This window comes from Denitratisoma sp. DHT3, from assembly GCF_007833355.1.
Classification (GTDB): Bacteria; Pseudomonadota; Gammaproteobacteria; order Burkholderiales; family Rhodocyclaceae; genus Denitratisoma.
In genome coordinates, this window is sequence record NZ_CP020914.1 from 1 (window position 1) to 15,950 (window position 15,950).

Here is a 15,950-nt window from a genome sequence, read left to right on the forward strand (position 1 = left end):
GGCGTTCAGCGAGGGGGCCGAGGACATGCTGTCGATGTTTTACCAATTGATGCAGGCCGCGCAGCGCGGCGAGGGTTTCCAGATGGCGGTGGCCACGGGCCGCAAGGTGGAACGCTACGCCTTCGAGTGGCTGGGCCAGGAAACCCTGCTCCTGAAGGCGGGCCGCTTCACCACCTGGCATGTGCGGGTGCGCTCCGCCAGTGGCGGCGGCGACACCACCGAGGTCTGGCTGGGCAAGGAGGCGGCCGGCTTGCCGGTGAAAATCCGCCATCTGGATCGCAAGGGCGAGTTGTTCGACCAGCTCGCCGAAGAAATGGACTACGAAAAATGACGACGATGAAAATCACTTCCCGCCTGCTGGATCATGCCGGCGACGCACTCACCGCCATGCTGCGCTTCGAGCAGCCGGCCGACGCGGTACTGTCCCGGATCTTCCGCGACCACCGCGATCTGGGCCACCGCGAGCGGGGCTTCGTGGCCGACCTCACCTACGGCGTGTTGCGCCGCCGCTGGGCTGGAAAAGCTCTGCGGCGAGCGAGTGACGCCGCGCCGCCTGTTGCTGGCGGCCCTGGTGCGCCCTGATGGGTTCAGCCAGCGCCAGCTGGCCGAGGCGCTGACGGCCCGGGAACTGGAATGGGTGGCCGAGCTGAAGGCACAGGCCAAATCCGGGGTGGCGCCGGAATTGAGTCTGGCGGAAGCGGCCGACTTCCCCGGCTGGCTGACGGACAAGCTGCTCGCCGCCGGGCGTTCGGCGGAAGAGGTGCTGCAACTGGCCAACAGCCTCAACCAGGCGGCGCCGCTGGATCTGCGGGTGAATCCCCTGAAGACCACGCGCGAGGCGGTGCTGGAGCGCTTCAAGGCGGACGGCATCGAGGCCGGCGCCTGTCCTTACGCGCCGCTCGGGCTGCGCCTGGTCCACAAGCCGGCGCTGGCCAAGCATCCGCTGTTCCTCGACGGCAGCATCGAGGTGCAGGACGAGGGCAGCCAGTTGCTGGGCCATCTGGTGGCGCCCAGGCGCGGCGAGATGGTGGTCGATTTCTGCGCCGGCGCCGGCGGCAAGACCCTCCTGCTGGGCGCGCTGATGCGCTCCACCGGCCGGCTCTACGCCTTCGACGTCTCGGAAAAGCGCCTGTCCAAGCTCAAGCCGCGCGTGGCGCGCTCCGGCCTGTCCAACGTCCATACTGCGGCGATCGCCAGCGAGCAGGACCAGCGCATCAAGCGCCTGGCCGGCAAGATCGACCGGGTGCTGGTGGATGCGCCCTGCTCGGGCCTGGGCACCCTGCGCCGCAATCCGGACCTGAAATGGCGCCAGACGCCGGACTCGGTGGCCGAGCTGACCGCCAAGCAGGCCGCCATCCTGGCGGCCGCGGCCCGTCTGGTGAAGGTCGGCGGCCGCCTGGTGTATGCCACCTGCAGTCTGCTGGAGGAGGAGAACGAGGCGGTGGTCGCCGGTTTCCTCGCCGCCCATCCGGAATTCGCGCGCCGTTCCTGCGGCGAGATCCTGGCCGCCCAGGGCATCGCCCTGGAGATGGGGGAGTCGCTGCGGCTGCTGCCCGACCGCCATGGCACCGACGGTTTCTACGCCGCGGTGCTGGAACGCCAGTCTTGAAGCCGCGCCGCGCTTCGGTGGCATGGGTGGCATGCGTGGCTCGGGTTGCGCTGGCCGCCCTGGCCGGCGTCCCTGCTGGCGACGGGGGCGGCCCGCGCGGCCGCTCCGCTGCCGGCGCGCGGCACCGTGGAGGCGCTGTTCACGCCCTGGGACGACGCCGAGGGCGCGATCCTGCGCGCGCTCGCCGGGCGCGCCAGGCGGTCCATGTCCAGGCCTATCTGTTGACCAGCCGCACCCTGGCGCGCGCCCTGGTGGAGGCGCACCAGCGCGGCGTGCGGGTGGAAGTCCTGGCCGACGCGGCGATGGCGGAGAAAGGCGGGAATTCCCAGTTGCCGCTGCTGGCGGCGGCGGGCATTCCGCTGCGCCTGGAGCGGCGCTACAGCGCCGCCCACAACAAGATTCTGTTGATCGACCCGGAAGGGGAACACCCGGTGGTGATCACCGGCAGCTACAACTACACTTGGTCGGCCCAGGCCCGCAATGCCGAGAACCTGCTGCTGCTGCGCGACCATCCGGCGCTGGCGCGGGCCTACCTGGCCAACTGGCAGCGCCACCGCGACGAGGCGGAACCCTATGCGCAGGCGGAGCAGGGGGCGGGCCGGTCGCAGGCCGGCGCGGCGGCAATGGGCGGGCGCGCCCTGCGCCCATCTGCCCGGGAGGACGCCCGCTTGCTGGCGACGCTGGGAGAATGCGGGAGCCGGGGGGGCCGGTGAAACGGTGCGCGGGAGGTTTTGAAAGATGAGGGACGAGCCATGAGCGGTGAATGGGACAGTCTGGCGACGGGACTCTGGCGGGATCTGGAACGGCCCGACGTCTGGTGGCAGGTGGGTATGCTGGCGTTTTGTCTGCTGCTGGCCGCGCTGCTCGACCGGACCCTGCGCGCGCGCCCGGCCGCAGGCATGCACCACAGCGTGGGCAAGGGCGGGGTGAGGCGCCTGATCTTCCCGATGACGGCGCTGGTGCTGGTGCTGATCGGGCGCGCCCTGCTGCGCGGCCACTTCCCGGTAACGCTGCTGTCGGTGGCGGTGCCCCTGCTGCTTTCCCTGGCGGCGATCCGCATCGTGTTCTATGTGCTGCGCATCAGTTTCAGCGCCGCCCGCTGGCTGGGTGCTTTCGAGCGCATGTTCGCCTTCTGCGCCTGGTCGCTGGTGGCGCTCCATGTCCTGGGCTGCTGCCGCAGTTGGTGGGGCTGCTGGAGGAGATCAGCTTCCCCGTCGGGCGGCAGCAGCTCAACCTCTGGCTGGTGGCGCAGGGGGTCGTCACGGTGGTCGTGGCCCTGCTGGCGGCGCTCTGGCTGGGCAGTCTGGTGGAAGGTCGCCTGGGGCGGGTGGAGGGGCTGGACCGGAATCTGCGCGAGGTGCTGTCCCGTCTCGCCCGCGCCCTGCTGCTGCTGCTGGCGGTGCTGATCAGCCTGCCCCTGGTGGGGATCGACCTGACCACCCTCTCGGTATTCGGCGGCGCCTTGGGCGTGGGGCTGGGTTTCGGCCTGCAGAAGATCGCGGCCAGCTATGTGTCGGGTTTCATCATCCTGCTGGACCGCTCGATCCGCATCGGCAACGTGATCTCGGTGGGCTCGGACCGCGGCCAGGTGACGCGGATCACCACCCGCTATACGGTGCTGAAGGGCTTGGGCGGCGTGGAGGCCATCGTGCCCAACGAACTGCTGGTCAGTTCCGTGGTCGGCAACGAATCCTATACCGATCGCCAGGTACGGGTCGGTCTGCCGGTCCAGGTGTCCTACGGCACCAACCTGGAACAGGCGCTGGCGATCCTGGAGGGGATCGCCCGGGCCCAGCCCCGGGTGCTGGCGGACCCCGCGCCGCAGGCGGTGGTGCTGGCTTTCGCCGATTCCGGCATCAGTCTGGAGCTGGGCTTCTGGATCCGCGATCCGGAGGCCGGGACCGGCGGCTTGCGCTCCGCCATCAACCTGTCGATCTGGCGCGCTTTCAAGGAGGTCGGCATCGCGTTCCCCTTCCCGCAGCGGGAGGTGCGTCTGCTCCAGGGGTGAGCGCGGCGGACGCGGCCTGGGTTGTGAGCGGCGTACGTGAGCGACGTAAACGCCAAAAGCCCGCCGGAGCGGGCTTTTGATCGATAGGTGCGACCGGAGATCGGCCGGACTTGCCTATTACTTGAGCTTGATTTCCTTGTACAGCACGTGCTTGCGCGCCTTGGGATCGAACTTCATGAATTCGAGCTTCTCGGGCGTGGTCTTCTTGTTCTTGTTGGTGGTGTAGAAGTGGCCGGTTCCAGCGGTGGACTCCAGCTTGATCTTTTCGCGGCCGCCTTTAGCCATGATGATTCTCCGTCAGGTTATACCGCTTCGCCGCGTTCACGCAGCTCGGCGAGGACAGTTTCGATGCCCTTCTTGTCGATCGTGCGCAGGCCGGCATTGGACACGCGCAGGCGCACGAAACGGTTTTCGGATTCGATCCAGAAACGGCGGCTCTGCAGGTTGGGCAGGAAGCGGCGCTTGGTCTTGTTGTTGGCGTGGGACACGTTGTTCCCCACCATCGGGGCCTTACCCGTCACTTGGCAAACGCGGGACATTTGGTTGCTCCAGTCAGTCGATTACAGCAAAGCGCGGCATTCTATACGAGAGTCCGCGACTTATTCAAGTCTTTTGTCAGAGCGCGTCAGAGCAGTCCCCGCTCGGCGAAGGACACCGTCCCACGGGGGCCGGCGACCACCAGGTGATCGACCAGGCGCACCTCCACCAGGGCCAGGGCTTCGCGCAGGGCGCGGGTCAGGGCCTCGTCGGCGCGCGACGGCTCGGCGGCGCCGGAGGGGTGGTTATGCACCAGCACCACGGCGGCGGCGTTGCGGGCCAGGGCCCGCTTGACCACCTCGCGGGGATAGACGCTGGTCTGGCTGAGGGTGCCGTGAAACAGTTCGTCGTAGGCGATCAGCCGGTTCTGGCTGTCGAGCCAGAGGGCGCCGAACACCTCGTGGGGCAGCCCGCCCAGCTTGAGCCGCAGCCAGTCGCGCACCTGGGCGGGGGATGAGAGCAGGTCGCGTTCCCGGACGTCCTCATGCAGGATGCGCTGGGCCAGTTCCATCACCGCTGCCAGTTGGGCGGCCTTGGCCGGCCCCAGGCCGGGGCGCCGCGCCAGTTCGCGGGCCGGCGTGGCGGCCAGGGTCGAGAGCCCGCCGTCGAAACCGGCCAACAGGTCCCGCGCCAGATCGACCGCGCTTTTGCCGCGCAGCCCGGTGCGCAGGAAGATGGCCAGCAGTTCCGCGTCGGAGAGGGCGGCGGGACCCTGCAGCAGCAGGCGCTCGCGCGGGCGCTCGGCCGCGGGCCAGGTGGAAATCGACATAGTAGAATCTCCGCATTCGACACAACGTTCCATTCTAATGTCATGAATCAGGCTGTGGCACAGTTGCAGGGCCGGCGCATCGTGCTGGGCATCACCGGCGGCGTGGCGGCCTACAAGGCGGCGGAGCTGACGCGCCTGCTGGTCAAGGCCGGAGCCGCGGTGGACGTGGTGCTGACCGAGGCCGGCGCCCGCTTCGTCGGCCCGCAGACGTTCCAGGCATTGTCCGGTCGGCCCGTATGGACCGCGCTGTGGGACGACCGCATGGCCAACGGCATGGCCCACATCGACCTCACCCGCGGCGCCGACGCCCTGCTGGTGGCGCCGGCCACGGCCGACTTCCTGGCCAAGATGGCGCAGGGTCTGGCCGACGACCTGCTCTCCACCCTGGCCCTGGCGCGGGCCTGTCCGCTCCTGGCGGCCCCGGCGATGAACCGCCAGATGTGGGACAACCCGGCCACCCGGCGCAACGTGGCGCAGCTTCGCGCCGACGGCGTGACCCTGCTCGGCCCGGCCAGCGGCGAGCAGGCCTGCGGCGAAGTGGGCGAGGGCCGGATGCTGGAAGCCGCGGAGATCTTCGAGGATCTGCTGGCCTTCCTCCAGCCCAAGGTCCTGGCCGGCAAGCGGGTGCTGATGACCGCCGGCCCGACCTTCGAGCCGCTGGACCCGGTGCGCGGCATCACCAACGCCAGTTCCGGCAAGATGGGCTTCGCCCTGGCGCGGGCCTGCGCCGAGGCCGGCGCCGAAGTCACCCTGGTGGCCGGCCCCACCGCCCAACCCACGCCGCGCGGCGTGACGCGGCGCGACGTCGGCAGCGCCCTGGAAATGCGGGACGCGGTGCTGGCCGCCTTGCCGGGCCAGGACGTGTTCATCGGCGTGGCGGCGGTGGCCGACTACCGTCCGCTCGCCGCCGCCGAGCACAAGATCAAGAAATCCGGCGCGCAGCTGACCATCGAACTGACGCCCAACCCGGACATCCTGGCCGAAGTGGCGGCCCGGCCGGATGCGCCCTTCTGCGTCGGCTTCGCCGCCGAGAGCCGCAACCTGGCCGAGTACGCCGAGGGCAAGCGCCGGGCCAAGCAACTGCCGCTGGTGGTGGGCAATCTGGTGCAGGACGGCCTGGGGGGCGACAGCAACGCCGTCACCCTGTTCGACGCCGCCGGCGCCCATCCGCTGCCGGTGGCCGACAAGCTCACCGTCGCCCGCGGCATCATCGTCCACATCGCCGCCCTGCTGGCGCGATAAGGCGGAGCGAAACGAACCGAAGTCACCCTTTTCCTCGGGAAAGAGGGAGGGGGAAAGGTCCCCGCCGCCGGGCCGCCCCAAGGCGGGGTAGCCAGAAGCGGGGAGCGAAGCGAACCGAAGTCACCCCTTTCCTCGGGAAAGGGGCTGGGGGAAAGGTCCCCCGCCGCCGGGCCGCCCCAAGGCGGGGTAGCCAGAAGCGGGGAGCGAAGCGAACCGAAGTCACCCCTTTCCTCGGGAAAGGGGCTGGGGGAAAGGTCCACACATGCACCACATCGACGTCAAGATTCTCGATTCCCGGCTGCGCGCCGCGCCGCCCCACTACGCCACGCCCGGCGCGGCCGGCCTGGACCTGCGGGCCTGCATCGAGTCGCCGCTGACCCTTCAGCCGGGCGAGACCCATCTGGTGCCCACCGGCATCGCCATCCACCTGGCCGACCCGGGCCTGGCGGCGATGATCCTGCCGCGCTCCGGGCTGGGCCACAAGCACGGCATCGTGCTGGGCAACCTGGTGGGGCTGATCGACTCCGACTACCAGGGCGAGATCTTCGTCTCCACCTGGAACCGCGGCAAGGAAGCGTTCACCCTGAGTCCCCTGGACCGGCTCGCCCAACTGGTGGTGGTGCCGGTGGTGCAGGTGGGCTTCAACGTGGTGGATGAATTCCCCGCCAGCGACCGGGGTGCCGGCGGTTTCGGCAGCACCGGCCACGCCTGAATTCCGTCCTGGGCCGATGAGCGAGCCTATGGACTTTTCCCGGCATCCTCTGTGCGCCCTGGGGGTGGCCAGCGCGCTGGGCATTGTTCATGGCGCGACCGGGACGGCCGCCGCGCCCGCCCGGATGATGGAGGCCGATCTGCTCGCGGCGCTGCGTCGTGGCGGACTCCTCGTCCGCTGGCGCGATGCCGTAGCAGGCGGTCCGCTGCTGACGCCGTCCGCCGCGGCAACGCTGCCCGATTTGCTGGAGGACCTGGCGCGGGCGACGGAGCGAACGCTGGCGGCGGGGGAGCGCCCCCTGGTGCTGGGCGGCGACCACAGCATCGCCGCCGGCACCTGGCGCGGCGTCGCCCGCTGGTGCCGGCGCCAGGGGACCGAAGCGGGCCTGATCTGGGTCGATGCCCACCTGGACGCCCATACGCCCGCCACCACGCCGTCGGGCAATTGCCACGGCATGCCCCTGGCGGCGCTGCTGGGTGAAGGGGGCGGCGCATGGGCCGGCCATGCCGGTGCGGTGCTGGACCCGCGCCGCGTCTGCGTGGTGGGCGCCCATTCCTTCGAGGCTGCGGAGTCGGCGCTGCTGGCGCGGCACGGCGTCCGGGTCTTTGCGCTGGAGGAAGTCCGCCGTCGCGGCCTGGCCGAGGTCTGGGCGGAAGCCCTGGCCATCGCCGGCACGCCCTTTGGTGTCAGCCTCGACCTGGACGTCCTCGACAGCGCCCTGGCGCCCGCCGTCAGCACCCCCGCGGGGCCGGGCCTGGCCCCGGCGGAACTGGTGGCGGTCTGGCGCGGGCTGCTGCGCCGGCCGGATCTGCTGGGCCTGGAGATCGTCGAATACCATCCGGGGCGGGACCGCGACGGCGCTACCCTGGCGGCGGTCGAGGCGCTGCTGGACGCCGCCAGCCGACAGGTATCGGAGTAAGCGGCGAGATGTCCGACGCCATTTGCGGCGACAATTCTTCACTTTGCATTTCCATCTGCGGATTGTCGTCTTGAAAACCATCAGCCCAGCCGATCTCGACGCCCTCGCCGGCGCCGCCCAGCGCTCGCCCCGGCGGCGCATGAACCTGAACCTGCATGCCGAACTGGCCGATCCGGTCCAGCGCCTGGCCATCGCCATGGAGCCGGATACCATGGTGGTTCCGCACCGCCATCAGCAGACGTTTGAGCTGCTCCATCCTCTGCGGGGCCGCTTCGTGGTGCTGCATTTCGACGAGGCCGGCATGGTATCGGCGCGCCACGTCCTGGGCGAGGACGCGGCGGTGGTGGAAACTCCGGCCGGCGTCTGGCATGCGGTGCTCTCGCTGGATCCGGGCGGGGTCATCTTCGAGGTCAAACAGGGGCCCTACCTTCCGGTCGGTCCTGCCGACTGTGCTCCCTGGGCGCCGGCCGATGGCGGCGAGGATGCCCGCGCGCTGCTGGACTGGTTCAGTCGGGCTCGAGCGGGAGATCGGTGGAACCCGGCCGGCCCCGGGTAATTCCGCCGGGAGGGTGGACGCTGGGGCCGCCCGGGGCGGGGCAGCTCGCCGGATCGCTGGCGTAGGCCGCCAGGCCGATACCGCGCAGGCGTTCCAGATAGCAGCCGTAGCGGCGGCCCCAGGCGAAGGCGCGGTCGTCGGCGGCGATGGCGTAGGATTAAAAAGGGAAGAGGGGGCCAGGGACCCCGGTCAGAGTGTCAGTCCGCATAGTCGATCAGGACCACGTGAGCGGCCAAGAAAGCCCCTTGCCACGGCGCCCCCCGGCCAGAGGGCTCGTGTGGGTCGGGCAGGAGGTGCGGTGTCGGCCGTTTATTCATGGTATCCCTGGCTTTCCCCATGGGACAATGCCGGCTATGAGCACAAGAAACGAGATGCCCCACGCGGACCAGGGCTCGGCGGTAGCGTGCGCCACCTGTGCGGCCTGTTGTTGCAAGCTGGAGGTCATGGTGATGGGGGACGATGACCTCCCGCTGCGACTGACAGCCGAGGATCGGTGGGGCGGATGGGTGATGCTTCGCCTGGACGACGGCTGGTGTGCGGCCCTGGATCGAAACACAATGCGGTGCACGATCTACGAGCGTCGGCCGGTCATATGCCGTGACTATCAGATGGGTGGAAGTGGTTGCCTTGAGGAACGATCCCGAGCGGTTGCGCCATAACTCAGAACCCTAGGGTGATCGTCTCTGGCTTTGCGTCCGCCGGACATCAAGTATCCATGACAGAAACACAGCCTAACAATCCCCTCCATGGCGTCACCCTGGCGACGGTCCTGAACGAACTGGTGGCATGTTACGGCTGGGACGGTCTGGCGCGTCGGATCGATATCCGCTGTTTCAGCCACGAACCCAGCATCGCCTCGAGCCTCAAGTTCCTGCGCCGTACTCCCTGGGCGCGGACGCAGGTGGAGTCGCTATATATCGATATGGTGCGGCAGGGGCCGAGGCAACCACGGAGCCGATAAGAAATGATCTATGAAGAATTCCTCGACGAAGTCACTACGCTGATCACCGAAAAGTACGGCCTGGGCGATCAGGCGGCGATACAGATGGTGATGCGCGCCCAAGCCGATGACTTCTTCAGCGGACACGACGACGATCCGTCAATCTGTACCCTGGAACGGGCGCACCAGGATGCAAGAACCGTTTTCAAAAAGTATAAATAGGCCTCTGCCAGGAGGCCGGCAGTCAGACTGATGCCCCCGGTTTCCCCTCCTTTAATCGCTGGAGAATGCCCTTGTGTAAAAAACTTTATGTCAGTAATTTGGACTACAAGATCACCCAGCCGGATCTCGAACAGATGTTCGTGCCCTACGGTGCGGTTATCTCGGTGCAGTTGATCATGGATCGGGAGTCCGGTCGCTCCAAAGGTTTCGCTTTCGTCGAGATGGGTTCCGCCGACGAGGCGCAGGCCGCTATTGCCGGACTCAATGGCAGCAGCGTCGAAGGCCGCAGCCTGAGTGTGGACGAAGCCCGGTCCCAGTTGCCCAGGCATGGCGGCAGCAAGCGTTCCTGATTATGTAATGGACGCCGGTCGGCACGTTTGCGCCGGTCGGCACGTTTGTTGTGTTCATTCAATTAAGCCCTTGCGGCGAATAGAGGATCCCTCTTGGTGAAACCAAATTACCAGTTCGAAAAACGCCAGCGAGATCTGGCGAAGAAAAACAAACAGGAAGAAAAACGCCGGCAAAAGTTGGCAGGCAAGGCGGCGGCTGGTGATGCTAGCTCCAGTATGGGGGAGAGTCTGCCCGAGGCAGCGCCATCCGGTGCTGGCACTGCAACCCCGGGCGGGGCCATGCCGGAAGTCTGACGGCTCGAGGGCCTGTTGCCAGACAGGGCGATAAGCTGCGGTGCTTTGCCCATCGGCCTATGCTGCAACCGAAACGGCACATCTGCCGGTGCCTACCGTGAGGACGGGAATAATTTGGCATTCGAGATTTCGCCACCGCGGTGTTGATTGGCAAAAGAAAACGGCGAAATCCTATTGTGGAATCTCGCCGTTTTTGAGTTGCCAGCCTTACCGAATCAGTCCTTGCTCAACAGCACGTTAACACGTTAAGCGAGGGGCCGGACGCGGGCGACGACCCGTTTTATTCTGAACGCAGCGCCTCCAGGGGGTCCAGCAGGGCCGCCCGGCGGGCGGGCAGGACGCCGGCGACCAGGCCGACGCTGACCGCCATCAGCTCGGCGGCGAGGGCGTAGGACCAGGGCGTTTCCAGCGGCAGCGCGGGCAGGGCCAGCTTCAGCGCCAGGGCCAGCAGCCAGCCCAGGCCGAGACCGGCGCCGCCGCCCAGGGCGGCCAGCACCGCCGCCTCGCCGAGGAAGATCAGCAGGATGCGTTTGCGCGTGGCGCCGATCGCCCGCAACAGGCCGATTTCCCCGGTCCGCTCGGAGACCGCGATGGTGAGGATGGTGAGGATGCCGATGCCGCCCACCAGCAGCGAGATGCCGCCGATCGCGGCGATGGCGAAGGTGATGGCGTCGAGGATGGTGCCGAAGGTCTCCAGCATCTTCTGCTGGGGCGTGACGGTGTAGTCCTCGCGGCCGTGGCGGGCCGTGAGCACGGCGCGGATGCCGGCCTCCACATCCGCCAGCGGGGCGGTGGGCTCGTAGGTGAGGTGGATCTCCATCAGGCTTTCCCGGTTGAACATCTCCATGGCGCGGCCCACCGGGATGTACACCGTGTCGTCCAGATCCAGCCCCAGCACCTGGCCCTTGGCCTCCATCACGCCCACCACCCGGTAGCGTTCGCCCCCTACCCGCAGGCGGGCGCCGAGCGGATTGGCGTCGCCGAAGAGCTCCTGCGCCACCTTGGCGCCCAGCACCACCATCGCCCGGGCGCTGCGGGGGTCGTCATCGGGCAGGAAGTCGCCGCTGCTGACGTTCATCCGCATCACTTGCGACATCGCGTGGCTGACGCCGTAGATCATCACGCGCCGGCTCTTGCCCTCGTACGCCACGTCGCCGTTGCCCTGCACCGTGGGGTCGGTGGCCAGCACGTGGGGCGCACGGCGCAGGGCCAGGGCATCGTCGATGGACAGCGGGCGCACGGTGTTGATGGCGCCGATCGCTCCGCCGCGGGTGTCGGTGCGGCCCGGCGTGATGCCGATGATGTTGGTGCCGAACTGGGTGAACTCGTCGATCACGAAGCTGTGCAGGCCGCGGCCGATGCTGGTGAGCAGGATCACCGCGGTGATGCCCACCGCGATACCCAGGGCCGAGAGGACGGTGCGCAGGCGGTGGGCGGTGAGCGATTGCCAGGCGAAGCGGAGGAAGTCGGCGGCGCGCATCGTTCAGCGTCCAGAGGACAGGGCCAGCACCGGGTCGAGGCGTGCCGCCCGGCGCGCCGGCGCCACCGAGAACAGCACGGCGGTGACGATGGCGGTGAGGGGCGCGGCCAGCAGCGCCCACCAGGGCGGGGCGATGGGGATGGCCGGGTAGATGTCGGCCATCAGCCATTGCCCCAGCTTGCCCGCCGCCAGGCCGGTGCCGGCGCCGCCCAGCGCCAGCAGCACGGCTTCGGTGAAGAACAGCAGGCGGATCTGGCGGCTGGTGGCGCCCAGGGCCTTCAACAGGCCGATCTCGCGCTTGCGCTGGGTGACCGAGATCAGCATCACGTTCATGATCAGGATGCCCGCGACGGACAGGCTGATGGCGGCGATGCCGCCCACGGCCAGGGTCAGGGCGCCGAGGATGCGGTCGAAGGTGGACAGCACCGCGTCCTGGGTCAGCACCGTCACGTCGCGCTCGCCCTCGTGGCGCTGGCGCAGGATCTCCAGCACGTCCTCCTTGGCGGCCGGCACTTGGGCGCGCGACTTGACCTCGACCATCACCCGGAACAGCGCCTCGCTGTTGAACAGGGCCTGGGCCGAGGCCACCGGCACGATCACGATCTCATCGGTGTTGAAGCCGAGCGACTGGCCCTGGGCCGCCAGCACGCCGACCACCCGGAAGCGCCGGTCGCCGATCTTCAGCCACTCGCCGACGGCGCCCTGGGTGCCGAACAGCTCCTGCTTGATCTTGGCGCCGATCACGCAGACCGGCTGGGCATGGTGGGGGTCGCCCGCCGGGAGGAACACGCCCTGGGCCAGGTCCGTCTGCCGCACCTCGATGAATTCGGCGGTGGAACCCAGCACCGCGGTCTCGCGGCTGCGGGCATTCACATGGACGTCGCCGGTGCCGACGATCAGCGGCGCCACCCGGCGCACGCCGTGGCTGCGGGTGAGCGCCAGGGCGTCGTCCAGGGTCAGCAGGCGCGGCGTCTTGCCCACCAGGAAGCCGGGGATGCCGCCCGCCGTCTCGGCCCGGCCCGGCAGGATGATCAGCAGGTTGGCGCCGAGGCCGCTGAACTGCTGCAGCACGTAGCGCCGCGCGCCCTCGCCCAGCGCCGTCACCATCAGCACGGCGGCGACGCCGATGCCCATCGCCAGCAGGATCAGCAGGGTGCGGGTGCGATTGCCGCGCACCACCTTCCAGGCGAAGTCGAGGGTATCGGCCGGCCGCACGGCGCTTAGTCCGTTTCGTCGGACACCAGCTCGCCGTCCACCATGCGCAGGCGGCGGCGCGCACGGGCGCCCAGCTCGGCGTCGTGGGTGACGACCACCAGCGTGCCGCCGGCGGCCTGGAGTTTCTCCAGCAGCGCTATCACCTCCTGGCCGGTATGCCGGTCGAGGTTGCCGGTGGGTTCGTCGGCCAGGATCAGCCGGGGGCGCATGGACATCGCCCGGGCGATCGCGACCCGCTGGCATTGGCCGCCGGAGAGCTGGTCGGGACGGTGCCGGGCGCGGTTCTCCAGGCCGTATTCGGCGAGCAGGGTGTCCAGGCGGCGGCGGCGCTCCGCCGGCTCGACGCCGGCCAGGACCATCGGCAGTTCGATGTTCTGCTCGGCGGAAAGGCGGGACACCAGATGGAAGAACTGGAACACGAAGCCGATCTTCTCGCGCCGCACCCGGGCCAGCTCGTCGTCGGAGAGTCCGGTCACGTCGCGGCCGTCGAGCGCGTAATGGCCGGCGTTGGGGCGATCCAGCAGGCCCAGCACGTTGAGCAGGGAGGACTTGCCGGACCCCGAGGGGCCCATGATCGACAGGTATTCGCCGGCACCGATGGACAGGTCCACGCCGCGCAAGGCATGGACCTCCTCGTCGCCGACGCGGAACACGCGCTTGATGCCGGAGAGCTGGATCATCGGGGTGGAGGCGGGCATCCGGGCCTGATCAGGGCTTGGGCGCCTCGATCGTGACGCTGGCGCCGGCCTTGACGCCCTCCCGATCCAGGGAGGTGACCACCTGCTCGCCCCGGCCCAGACCTTTTTTGACTTCGGTGTACTCCCAATTGGACAGGCCGATTTCCAGCTTGCGTTCCTCCAGGCGGCCGTCCTTGGGCACCAGCACCTTGTTGCCCGGCATCAGGGCCGGCGTCGGGATGCGCAGCACGTCGTCGCGGGCTTCCACCACCACTTCGATGTCGGCGCTGTAGCCCACCAGCAGGTTGCCGCCGCCCTCGCCGCGCGGCGGTTCGTCGAACTCGACTTCCACTTCCACGGTGCGGGCCTGTTTCTCCAGCGCCAGCACGTAGGGCGCGATGCGTCGCACATGGCCCTTGAAATGGTGGCCGCGATAGGCGTCCAGGGTGATGCGGCCGACCATGCCGGTGCGCAGCCGGGCGGCATCCACCTCGTCGATCGGCGCGGTGACGTAGAGGCAGGTGTCGTCGATCAGATCCACCGCCGGCAGGGTGGGAATGCCCGGTGGCGAGGGCGTCAGGTATTCCCCGAGTTCGCCGTTGATCTCGGCGACGATGCCGGCGAAGGGCGCCCGCAGCACGGTGCGCTCGGTGTCCGCATGAGCCGCCGCGATGCGGGCCTCGGCCTCCTTGATCTGGGCCCGTGCCGAGTCGCAGCTGGCGGCGCCGGAATTGGCCTGGGCCTCCGCGCGCACTACCCGCTCCTCGGAAATGAAGCCCTTGTCCCGCAACTGCCGCGCCTGGCGGGCCTCGCTGCCGCTGGCGCGGGCCAGTTGGCAGACCTCGACGACCCGTGCCCGGGCGGTGACCAGTTGCTCGCGGGCCAGGCGTTCCCGCGCCGAGAGATCGTCGTTCCAGAGTTCCAGCAGCAACTCGCCGGCCGCCACCCGCTGGCCTTTCTTCACCGGCAGGCGGGCGATGCGGCCCCCGGCCGGGGGCGCCAGCTTGGCCCGCCGACAGGCGGCCACGGAGCCGGCACGGGTGTTGGCGACGGTGGCCTCCACCCGGCCGGGCGCGGCGGCGGTCACCAGCACCGGCACCGGCTTGGGGCGGGTCATGAACTTGAAGCCGGCGAACAGCAGGACGGCGATCAGAATCGTGAGCAGCAGGGGGCGGGATGGTTGCAGGCGCATCGTGTCGTGGAGCCGGGCGGTGTGAGGGAATCGGGAGGTCAGGCCGGTTCGTCGGGCTCGAGCTGGCGTTCGAGCAGGGCGATCTGGTCCTTGAGCAGCAGCTTGCGCTTTTTCAGCCGCCGCAGCATCAATTCGTCCCCCACCGGATCGTCGATCAGCCGGGCAATGGCCGTATCCAGATCGCGGTGCTCCAGGCGTAGCTCATCGAGTCGAAGCTGGATGGCTTCAATGTCGGCAATCGGTTCCATGCTGGCATCTTATGCGGGCTGTCCGGCCTTGGCAACGACCCCGCGCAGGGTATTTCATGTGATTGCCCTGGCCTGCCCCGCGACCTTGCTCCGGTCGCCATGAAAAAACGGCAGGCGCCGCGTGATCGCGGCACCTGCCGTGGCGGCAGTGCGAAGCAGGGATCGATCAACCGATCTTCATGCACACGGTCCAGGTGGTAGCGATGGTTTCGTCGTAAGTGGCCCCGCCAGGCACGAGGGCGGTGGGTGCCAACGGCGCGACACCGGTCGCCCCACGCAGATTGCCGATGTTGTTGCCGATGTTGTTGGCGGGCAGGGGACCGTCGATCAAGGTATCCACCGCGGCGGCTTGCTTGGACGACAGATTGGAAGCGCAGACGAAGGCTCCTGTCAGTCCGTACACCTGGCCGGTGGCGATGCCGAGCGCGCCGTTGGCGCGATGCCTGGGCAGTGCCGCCGTGCCCACGGCGGTGGGGTCTCCGCTCAACAGTCCGGAAGCGCGCAAGGCCTGCCAGAAGACCTGGTTCTCGCCGGCCGCGTTGGTGAAGGTGGCGCCGATCGGGGCCGTGAGAATGCCGTTGCTAGCGGCGCTTCCTACCGTGTTGGGCCAGCCGCGGGCTTGGAAGGTGGTGAGGGCTTCGTCTCCCGGGGGCGTGTTGTAGCGGTCGATGTAGCCGTTGTAGGCGGCCTGGATCGACTTCATGTCGTTGACGATCGATTTGGTCTTGCTGTTTTCGATCATTTCCTGGCAGGTTGTGCACGACGACGCTGTAGACCTCCGCCTTTTCCGTCGGCCGGGGAGGGGGCGGCAGCGCCGGTACGGCGGAGAACCCCGGCGCCTGACCGGCGACCGGAGGGGCGGGTTCGAGATGCTGCGCCGATGGGGCGGGCGCCGGCGTGGCGCAGCCGGCGACGAGGATGGCCAGTGCCAGCGAGAGCGCGAGGGTGCGCGCGCTGGCGCGCTGGGTCGGGGGATGGTG

The 15,950-nt window shown here is 68.8% G+C and carries 24 protein-coding genes; 15 read left to right on the forward strand and 9 right to left on the reverse strand.

What is annotated here, in order from left to right:
* The first annotated feature begins 49 nt into the window (after positions 1-49).
* The 6 genes from B9N43_RS00005 to B9N43_RS17450 are packed head-to-tail and all read left to right on the forward strand — an operon-like array spanning position 50 to position 3,617.
* Positions 50-331: a DUF3108 domain-containing protein gene (locus B9N43_RS00005; protein ID WP_261379454.1), complete on the forward strand. Its 282-nt coding sequence runs from the start codon at positions 50-52 to the stop codon at positions 329-331.
* Positions 328-582, forward strand: a complete 255-nt coding sequence (locus B9N43_RS17655; RefSeq protein WP_315904552.1) for a hypothetical protein — start codon at positions 328-330, stop codon at positions 580-582. Before B9N43_RS00005 ends, B9N43_RS17655 begins: the two co-directional genes overlap by 4 nt.
* Positions 539-1,609, forward strand: coding sequence for an RsmB/NOP family class I SAM-dependent RNA methyltransferase (locus tag B9N43_RS00010; protein WP_315904553.1), 1,071 nt, complete (start codon positions 539-541; stop codon positions 1,607-1,609). The genes B9N43_RS17655 and B9N43_RS00010 overlap by 44 nt, the downstream gene beginning before the upstream one ends.
* Before the next feature lie 35 nt (positions 1,610-1,644).
* Positions 1,645-2,322, forward strand: coding sequence for a phospholipase D-like domain-containing protein (locus B9N43_RS00015; RefSeq protein WP_186453903.1), 678 nt, complete (start codon positions 1,645-1,647; stop codon positions 2,320-2,322).
* A 39-nt stretch (positions 2,323-2,361) separates the two neighbouring features.
* Positions 2,362-3,015: a hypothetical protein gene (locus B9N43_RS17445; protein WP_261379356.1), complete on the forward strand. Its 654-nt coding sequence runs from the start codon at positions 2,362-2,364 to the stop codon at positions 3,013-3,015.
* A 14-nt stretch (positions 3,016-3,029) separates the two neighbouring features.
* Positions 3,030-3,617, forward strand: coding sequence for a mechanosensitive ion channel family protein (locus tag B9N43_RS17450; RefSeq protein ID WP_261379455.1), 588 nt, complete (start codon positions 3,030-3,032; stop codon positions 3,615-3,617).
* A 117-nt stretch (positions 3,618-3,734) separates the two neighbouring features.
* On the opposite strand, the gene rpmG is transcribed toward B9N43_RS17450, so the two are convergent.
* The 3 genes from rpmG to radC form a co-directional block, all read right to left on the reverse strand.
* Entirely contained in the window at positions 3,735-3,902 is a 168-nt protein-coding gene (gene rpmG / locus B9N43_RS00025) for a 50S ribosomal protein L33 (RefSeq protein WP_145840306.1), read from the reverse strand.
* A 17-nt stretch (positions 3,903-3,919) separates the two neighbouring features.
* Positions 3,920-4,156 (reverse strand): 50S ribosomal protein L28, encoded by a 237-nt coding sequence (gene rpmB, locus B9N43_RS00030; RefSeq protein ID WP_145840307.1) that lies wholly within the window; start codon positions 4,154-4,156, stop codon positions 3,920-3,922.
* Positions 4,157-4,242: 86 nt separating this feature from the next.
* Positions 4,243-4,923, reverse strand: coding sequence for a RadC family protein (gene radC / locus B9N43_RS00035; protein ID WP_145840308.1), 681 nt, complete (start codon positions 4,921-4,923; stop codon positions 4,243-4,245).
* 42 nt (positions 4,924-4,965) lie between these two features.
* Between radC and coaBC the strand changes: the two genes are divergently transcribed.
* The 9 genes from coaBC (at position 4,966) to B9N43_RS00080 (ending at position 10,158) form a co-directional block, all read left to right on the forward strand.
* Positions 4,966-6,165 carry a bifunctional phosphopantothenoylcysteine decarboxylase/phosphopantothenate--cysteine ligase CoaBC gene (gene coaBC / locus B9N43_RS00040; RefSeq protein ID WP_222428764.1) on the forward strand — a complete coding sequence of 400 codons (1,200 nt, stop codon included), beginning with the start codon at positions 4,966-4,968 and terminating at the stop codon, positions 6,163-6,165.
* Between the two features lie 262 nt (positions 6,166-6,427).
* Complete coding sequence (gene dut / locus B9N43_RS00045; protein ID WP_145840310.1) at positions 6,428-6,877, forward strand: dUTP diphosphatase; 450 nt, start codon at positions 6,428-6,430, stop codon at positions 6,875-6,877.
* A 28-nt stretch (positions 6,878-6,905) separates the two neighbouring features.
* Positions 6,906-7,796: an arginase family protein gene (locus B9N43_RS00050; RefSeq protein WP_186453895.1), complete on the forward strand. Its 891-nt coding sequence runs from the start codon at positions 6,906-6,908 to the stop codon at positions 7,794-7,796.
* 70 nt (positions 7,797-7,866) lie between these two features.
* Positions 7,867-8,352, forward strand: a complete 486-nt coding sequence (locus B9N43_RS00055; protein WP_145840312.1) for a WbuC family cupin fold metalloprotein — start codon at positions 7,867-7,869, stop codon at positions 8,350-8,352.
* Between the two features lie 371 nt (positions 8,353-8,723).
* Positions 8,724-9,011, forward strand: coding sequence for a YkgJ family cysteine cluster protein (locus B9N43_RS00060; RefSeq protein WP_222428843.1), 288 nt, complete (start codon positions 8,724-8,726; stop codon positions 9,009-9,011).
* A gap of 56 nt (positions 9,012-9,067) precedes the next feature.
* Positions 9,068-9,313: a VF530 family DNA-binding protein gene (locus tag B9N43_RS00065; RefSeq protein WP_145840314.1), complete on the forward strand. Its 246-nt coding sequence runs from the start codon at positions 9,068-9,070 to the stop codon at positions 9,311-9,313.
* Between the two features lie 3 nt (positions 9,314-9,316).
* Positions 9,317-9,514 carry a hypothetical protein gene (locus B9N43_RS00070; protein WP_145840315.1) on the forward strand — a complete coding sequence of 66 codons (198 nt, stop codon included), beginning with the start codon at positions 9,317-9,319 and terminating at the stop codon, positions 9,512-9,514.
* A gap of 71 nt (positions 9,515-9,585) precedes the next feature.
* Positions 9,586-9,864: an RNA recognition motif domain-containing protein gene (locus B9N43_RS00075; RefSeq protein ID WP_145840316.1), complete on the forward strand. Its 279-nt coding sequence runs from the start codon at positions 9,586-9,588 to the stop codon at positions 9,862-9,864.
* Between the two features lie 96 nt (positions 9,865-9,960).
* On the forward strand, positions 9,961-10,158 hold the full coding sequence (locus B9N43_RS00080) for a hypothetical protein (RefSeq protein ID WP_222428765.1): 198 nt from the start codon (positions 9,961-9,963) through the stop codon (positions 10,156-10,158).
* 280 nt (positions 10,159-10,438) lie between these two features.
* On the opposite strand, the gene B9N43_RS00085 is transcribed toward B9N43_RS00080, so the two are convergent.
* The 6 genes from B9N43_RS00085 to B9N43_RS00110 all read right to left on the reverse strand — a co-directional run bounded on the left by B9N43_RS00085 (position 10,439) and on the right by B9N43_RS00110 (position 15,712).
* Positions 10,439-11,638, reverse strand: a complete 1,200-nt coding sequence (locus B9N43_RS00085) for an ABC transporter permease (protein ID WP_145840318.1) — start codon at positions 11,636-11,638, stop codon at positions 10,439-10,441.
* A gap of 3 nt (positions 11,639-11,641) precedes the next feature.
* Complete coding sequence (locus B9N43_RS00090) at positions 11,642-12,853, reverse strand: ABC transporter permease (RefSeq protein ID WP_145840319.1); 1,212 nt, start codon at positions 12,851-12,853, stop codon at positions 11,642-11,644.
* Between the two features lie 5 nt (positions 12,854-12,858).
* A complete protein-coding gene (locus B9N43_RS00095; protein WP_145843376.1) occupies positions 12,859-13,533 on the reverse strand; it encodes an ABC transporter ATP-binding protein in 675 nt (224 codons plus the stop codon).
* A 28-nt stretch (positions 13,534-13,561) separates the two neighbouring features.
* On the reverse strand, positions 13,562-14,722 hold the full coding sequence (locus tag B9N43_RS00100) for an efflux RND transporter periplasmic adaptor subunit (RefSeq protein ID WP_145840320.1): 1,161 nt from the start codon (positions 14,720-14,722) through the stop codon (positions 13,562-13,564).
* Between the two features lie 38 nt (positions 14,723-14,760).
* Positions 14,761-14,970: a YdcH family protein gene (locus B9N43_RS00105; RefSeq protein WP_145840321.1), complete on the reverse strand. Its 210-nt coding sequence runs from the start codon at positions 14,968-14,970 to the stop codon at positions 14,761-14,763.
* 166 nt (positions 14,971-15,136) lie between these two features.
* The gene (locus tag B9N43_RS00110) at positions 15,137-15,712 is read right to left on the reverse strand and encodes a prepilin-type cleavage/methylation domain-containing protein (RefSeq protein WP_145840322.1); all 576 of its coding nucleotides are present in this window, start codon (positions 15,710-15,712) and stop codon (positions 15,137-15,139) included.
* Positions 15,713-15,950: the final 238 nt, after the last annotated feature.

Coding starts and splice junctions, on each gene's coding strand:
- B9N43_RS00005 (WP_261379454.1), top strand. CDS start 50: ATGCAGGCCGCGCAGCGCGGCGAGGGTTTCCAGATGGCGGTGGCCACG.
- B9N43_RS17655 (WP_315904552.1), top strand. CDS start 328: ATGACGACGATGAAAATCACTTCCCGCCTGCTGGATCATGCCGGCGAC.
- B9N43_RS17445 (WP_261379356.1), top strand. CDS start 2,362: ATGAGCGGTGAATGGGACAGTCTGGCGACGGGACTCTGGCGGGATCTG.
- rpmG (WP_145840306.1), bottom strand. CDS start 3,902: ATGGCTAAAGGCGGCCGCGAAAAGATCAAGCTGGAGTCCACCGCTGGA.
- rpmB (WP_145840307.1), bottom strand. CDS start 4,156: ATGTCCCGCGTTTGCCAAGTGACGGGTAAGGCCCCGATGGTGGGGAAC.
- radC (WP_145840308.1), bottom strand. CDS start 4,923: ATGTCGATTTCCACCTGGCCCGCGGCCGAGCGCCCGCGCGAGCGCCTG.
- coaBC (WP_222428764.1), top strand. CDS start 4,966: ATGAATCAGGCTGTGGCACAGTTGCAGGGCCGGCGCATCGTGCTGGGC.
- dut (WP_145840310.1), top strand. CDS start 6,428: ATGCACCACATCGACGTCAAGATTCTCGATTCCCGGCTGCGCGCCGCG.
- B9N43_RS00050 (WP_186453895.1), top strand. CDS start 6,906: ATGGACTTTTCCCGGCATCCTCTGTGCGCCCTGGGGGTGGCCAGCGCG.
- B9N43_RS00060 (WP_222428843.1), top strand. CDS start 8,724: ATGCCCCACGCGGACCAGGGCTCGGCGGTAGCGTGCGCCACCTGTGCG.
- B9N43_RS00065 (WP_145840314.1), top strand. CDS start 9,068: ATGACAGAAACACAGCCTAACAATCCCCTCCATGGCGTCACCCTGGCG.
- B9N43_RS00070 (WP_145840315.1), top strand. CDS start 9,317: ATGATCTATGAAGAATTCCTCGACGAAGTCACTACGCTGATCACCGAA.
- B9N43_RS00085 (WP_145840318.1), bottom strand. CDS start 11,638: ATGCGCGCCGCCGACTTCCTCCGCTTCGCCTGGCAATCGCTCACCGCC.
- B9N43_RS00095 (WP_145843376.1), bottom strand. CDS start 13,533: ATGATCCAGCTCTCCGGCATCAAGCGCGTGTTCCGCGTCGGCGACGAG.
- B9N43_RS00100 (WP_145840320.1), bottom strand. CDS start 14,722: ATGCGCCTGCAACCATCCCGCCCCCTGCTGCTCACGATTCTGATCGCC.
- B9N43_RS00105 (WP_145840321.1), bottom strand. CDS start 14,970: ATGGAACCGATTGCCGACATTGAAGCCATCCAGCTTCGACTCGATGAG.
- B9N43_RS00110 (WP_145840322.1), bottom strand. CDS start 15,712: ATGATCGAAAACAGCAAGACCAAATCGATCGTCAACGACATGAAGTCG.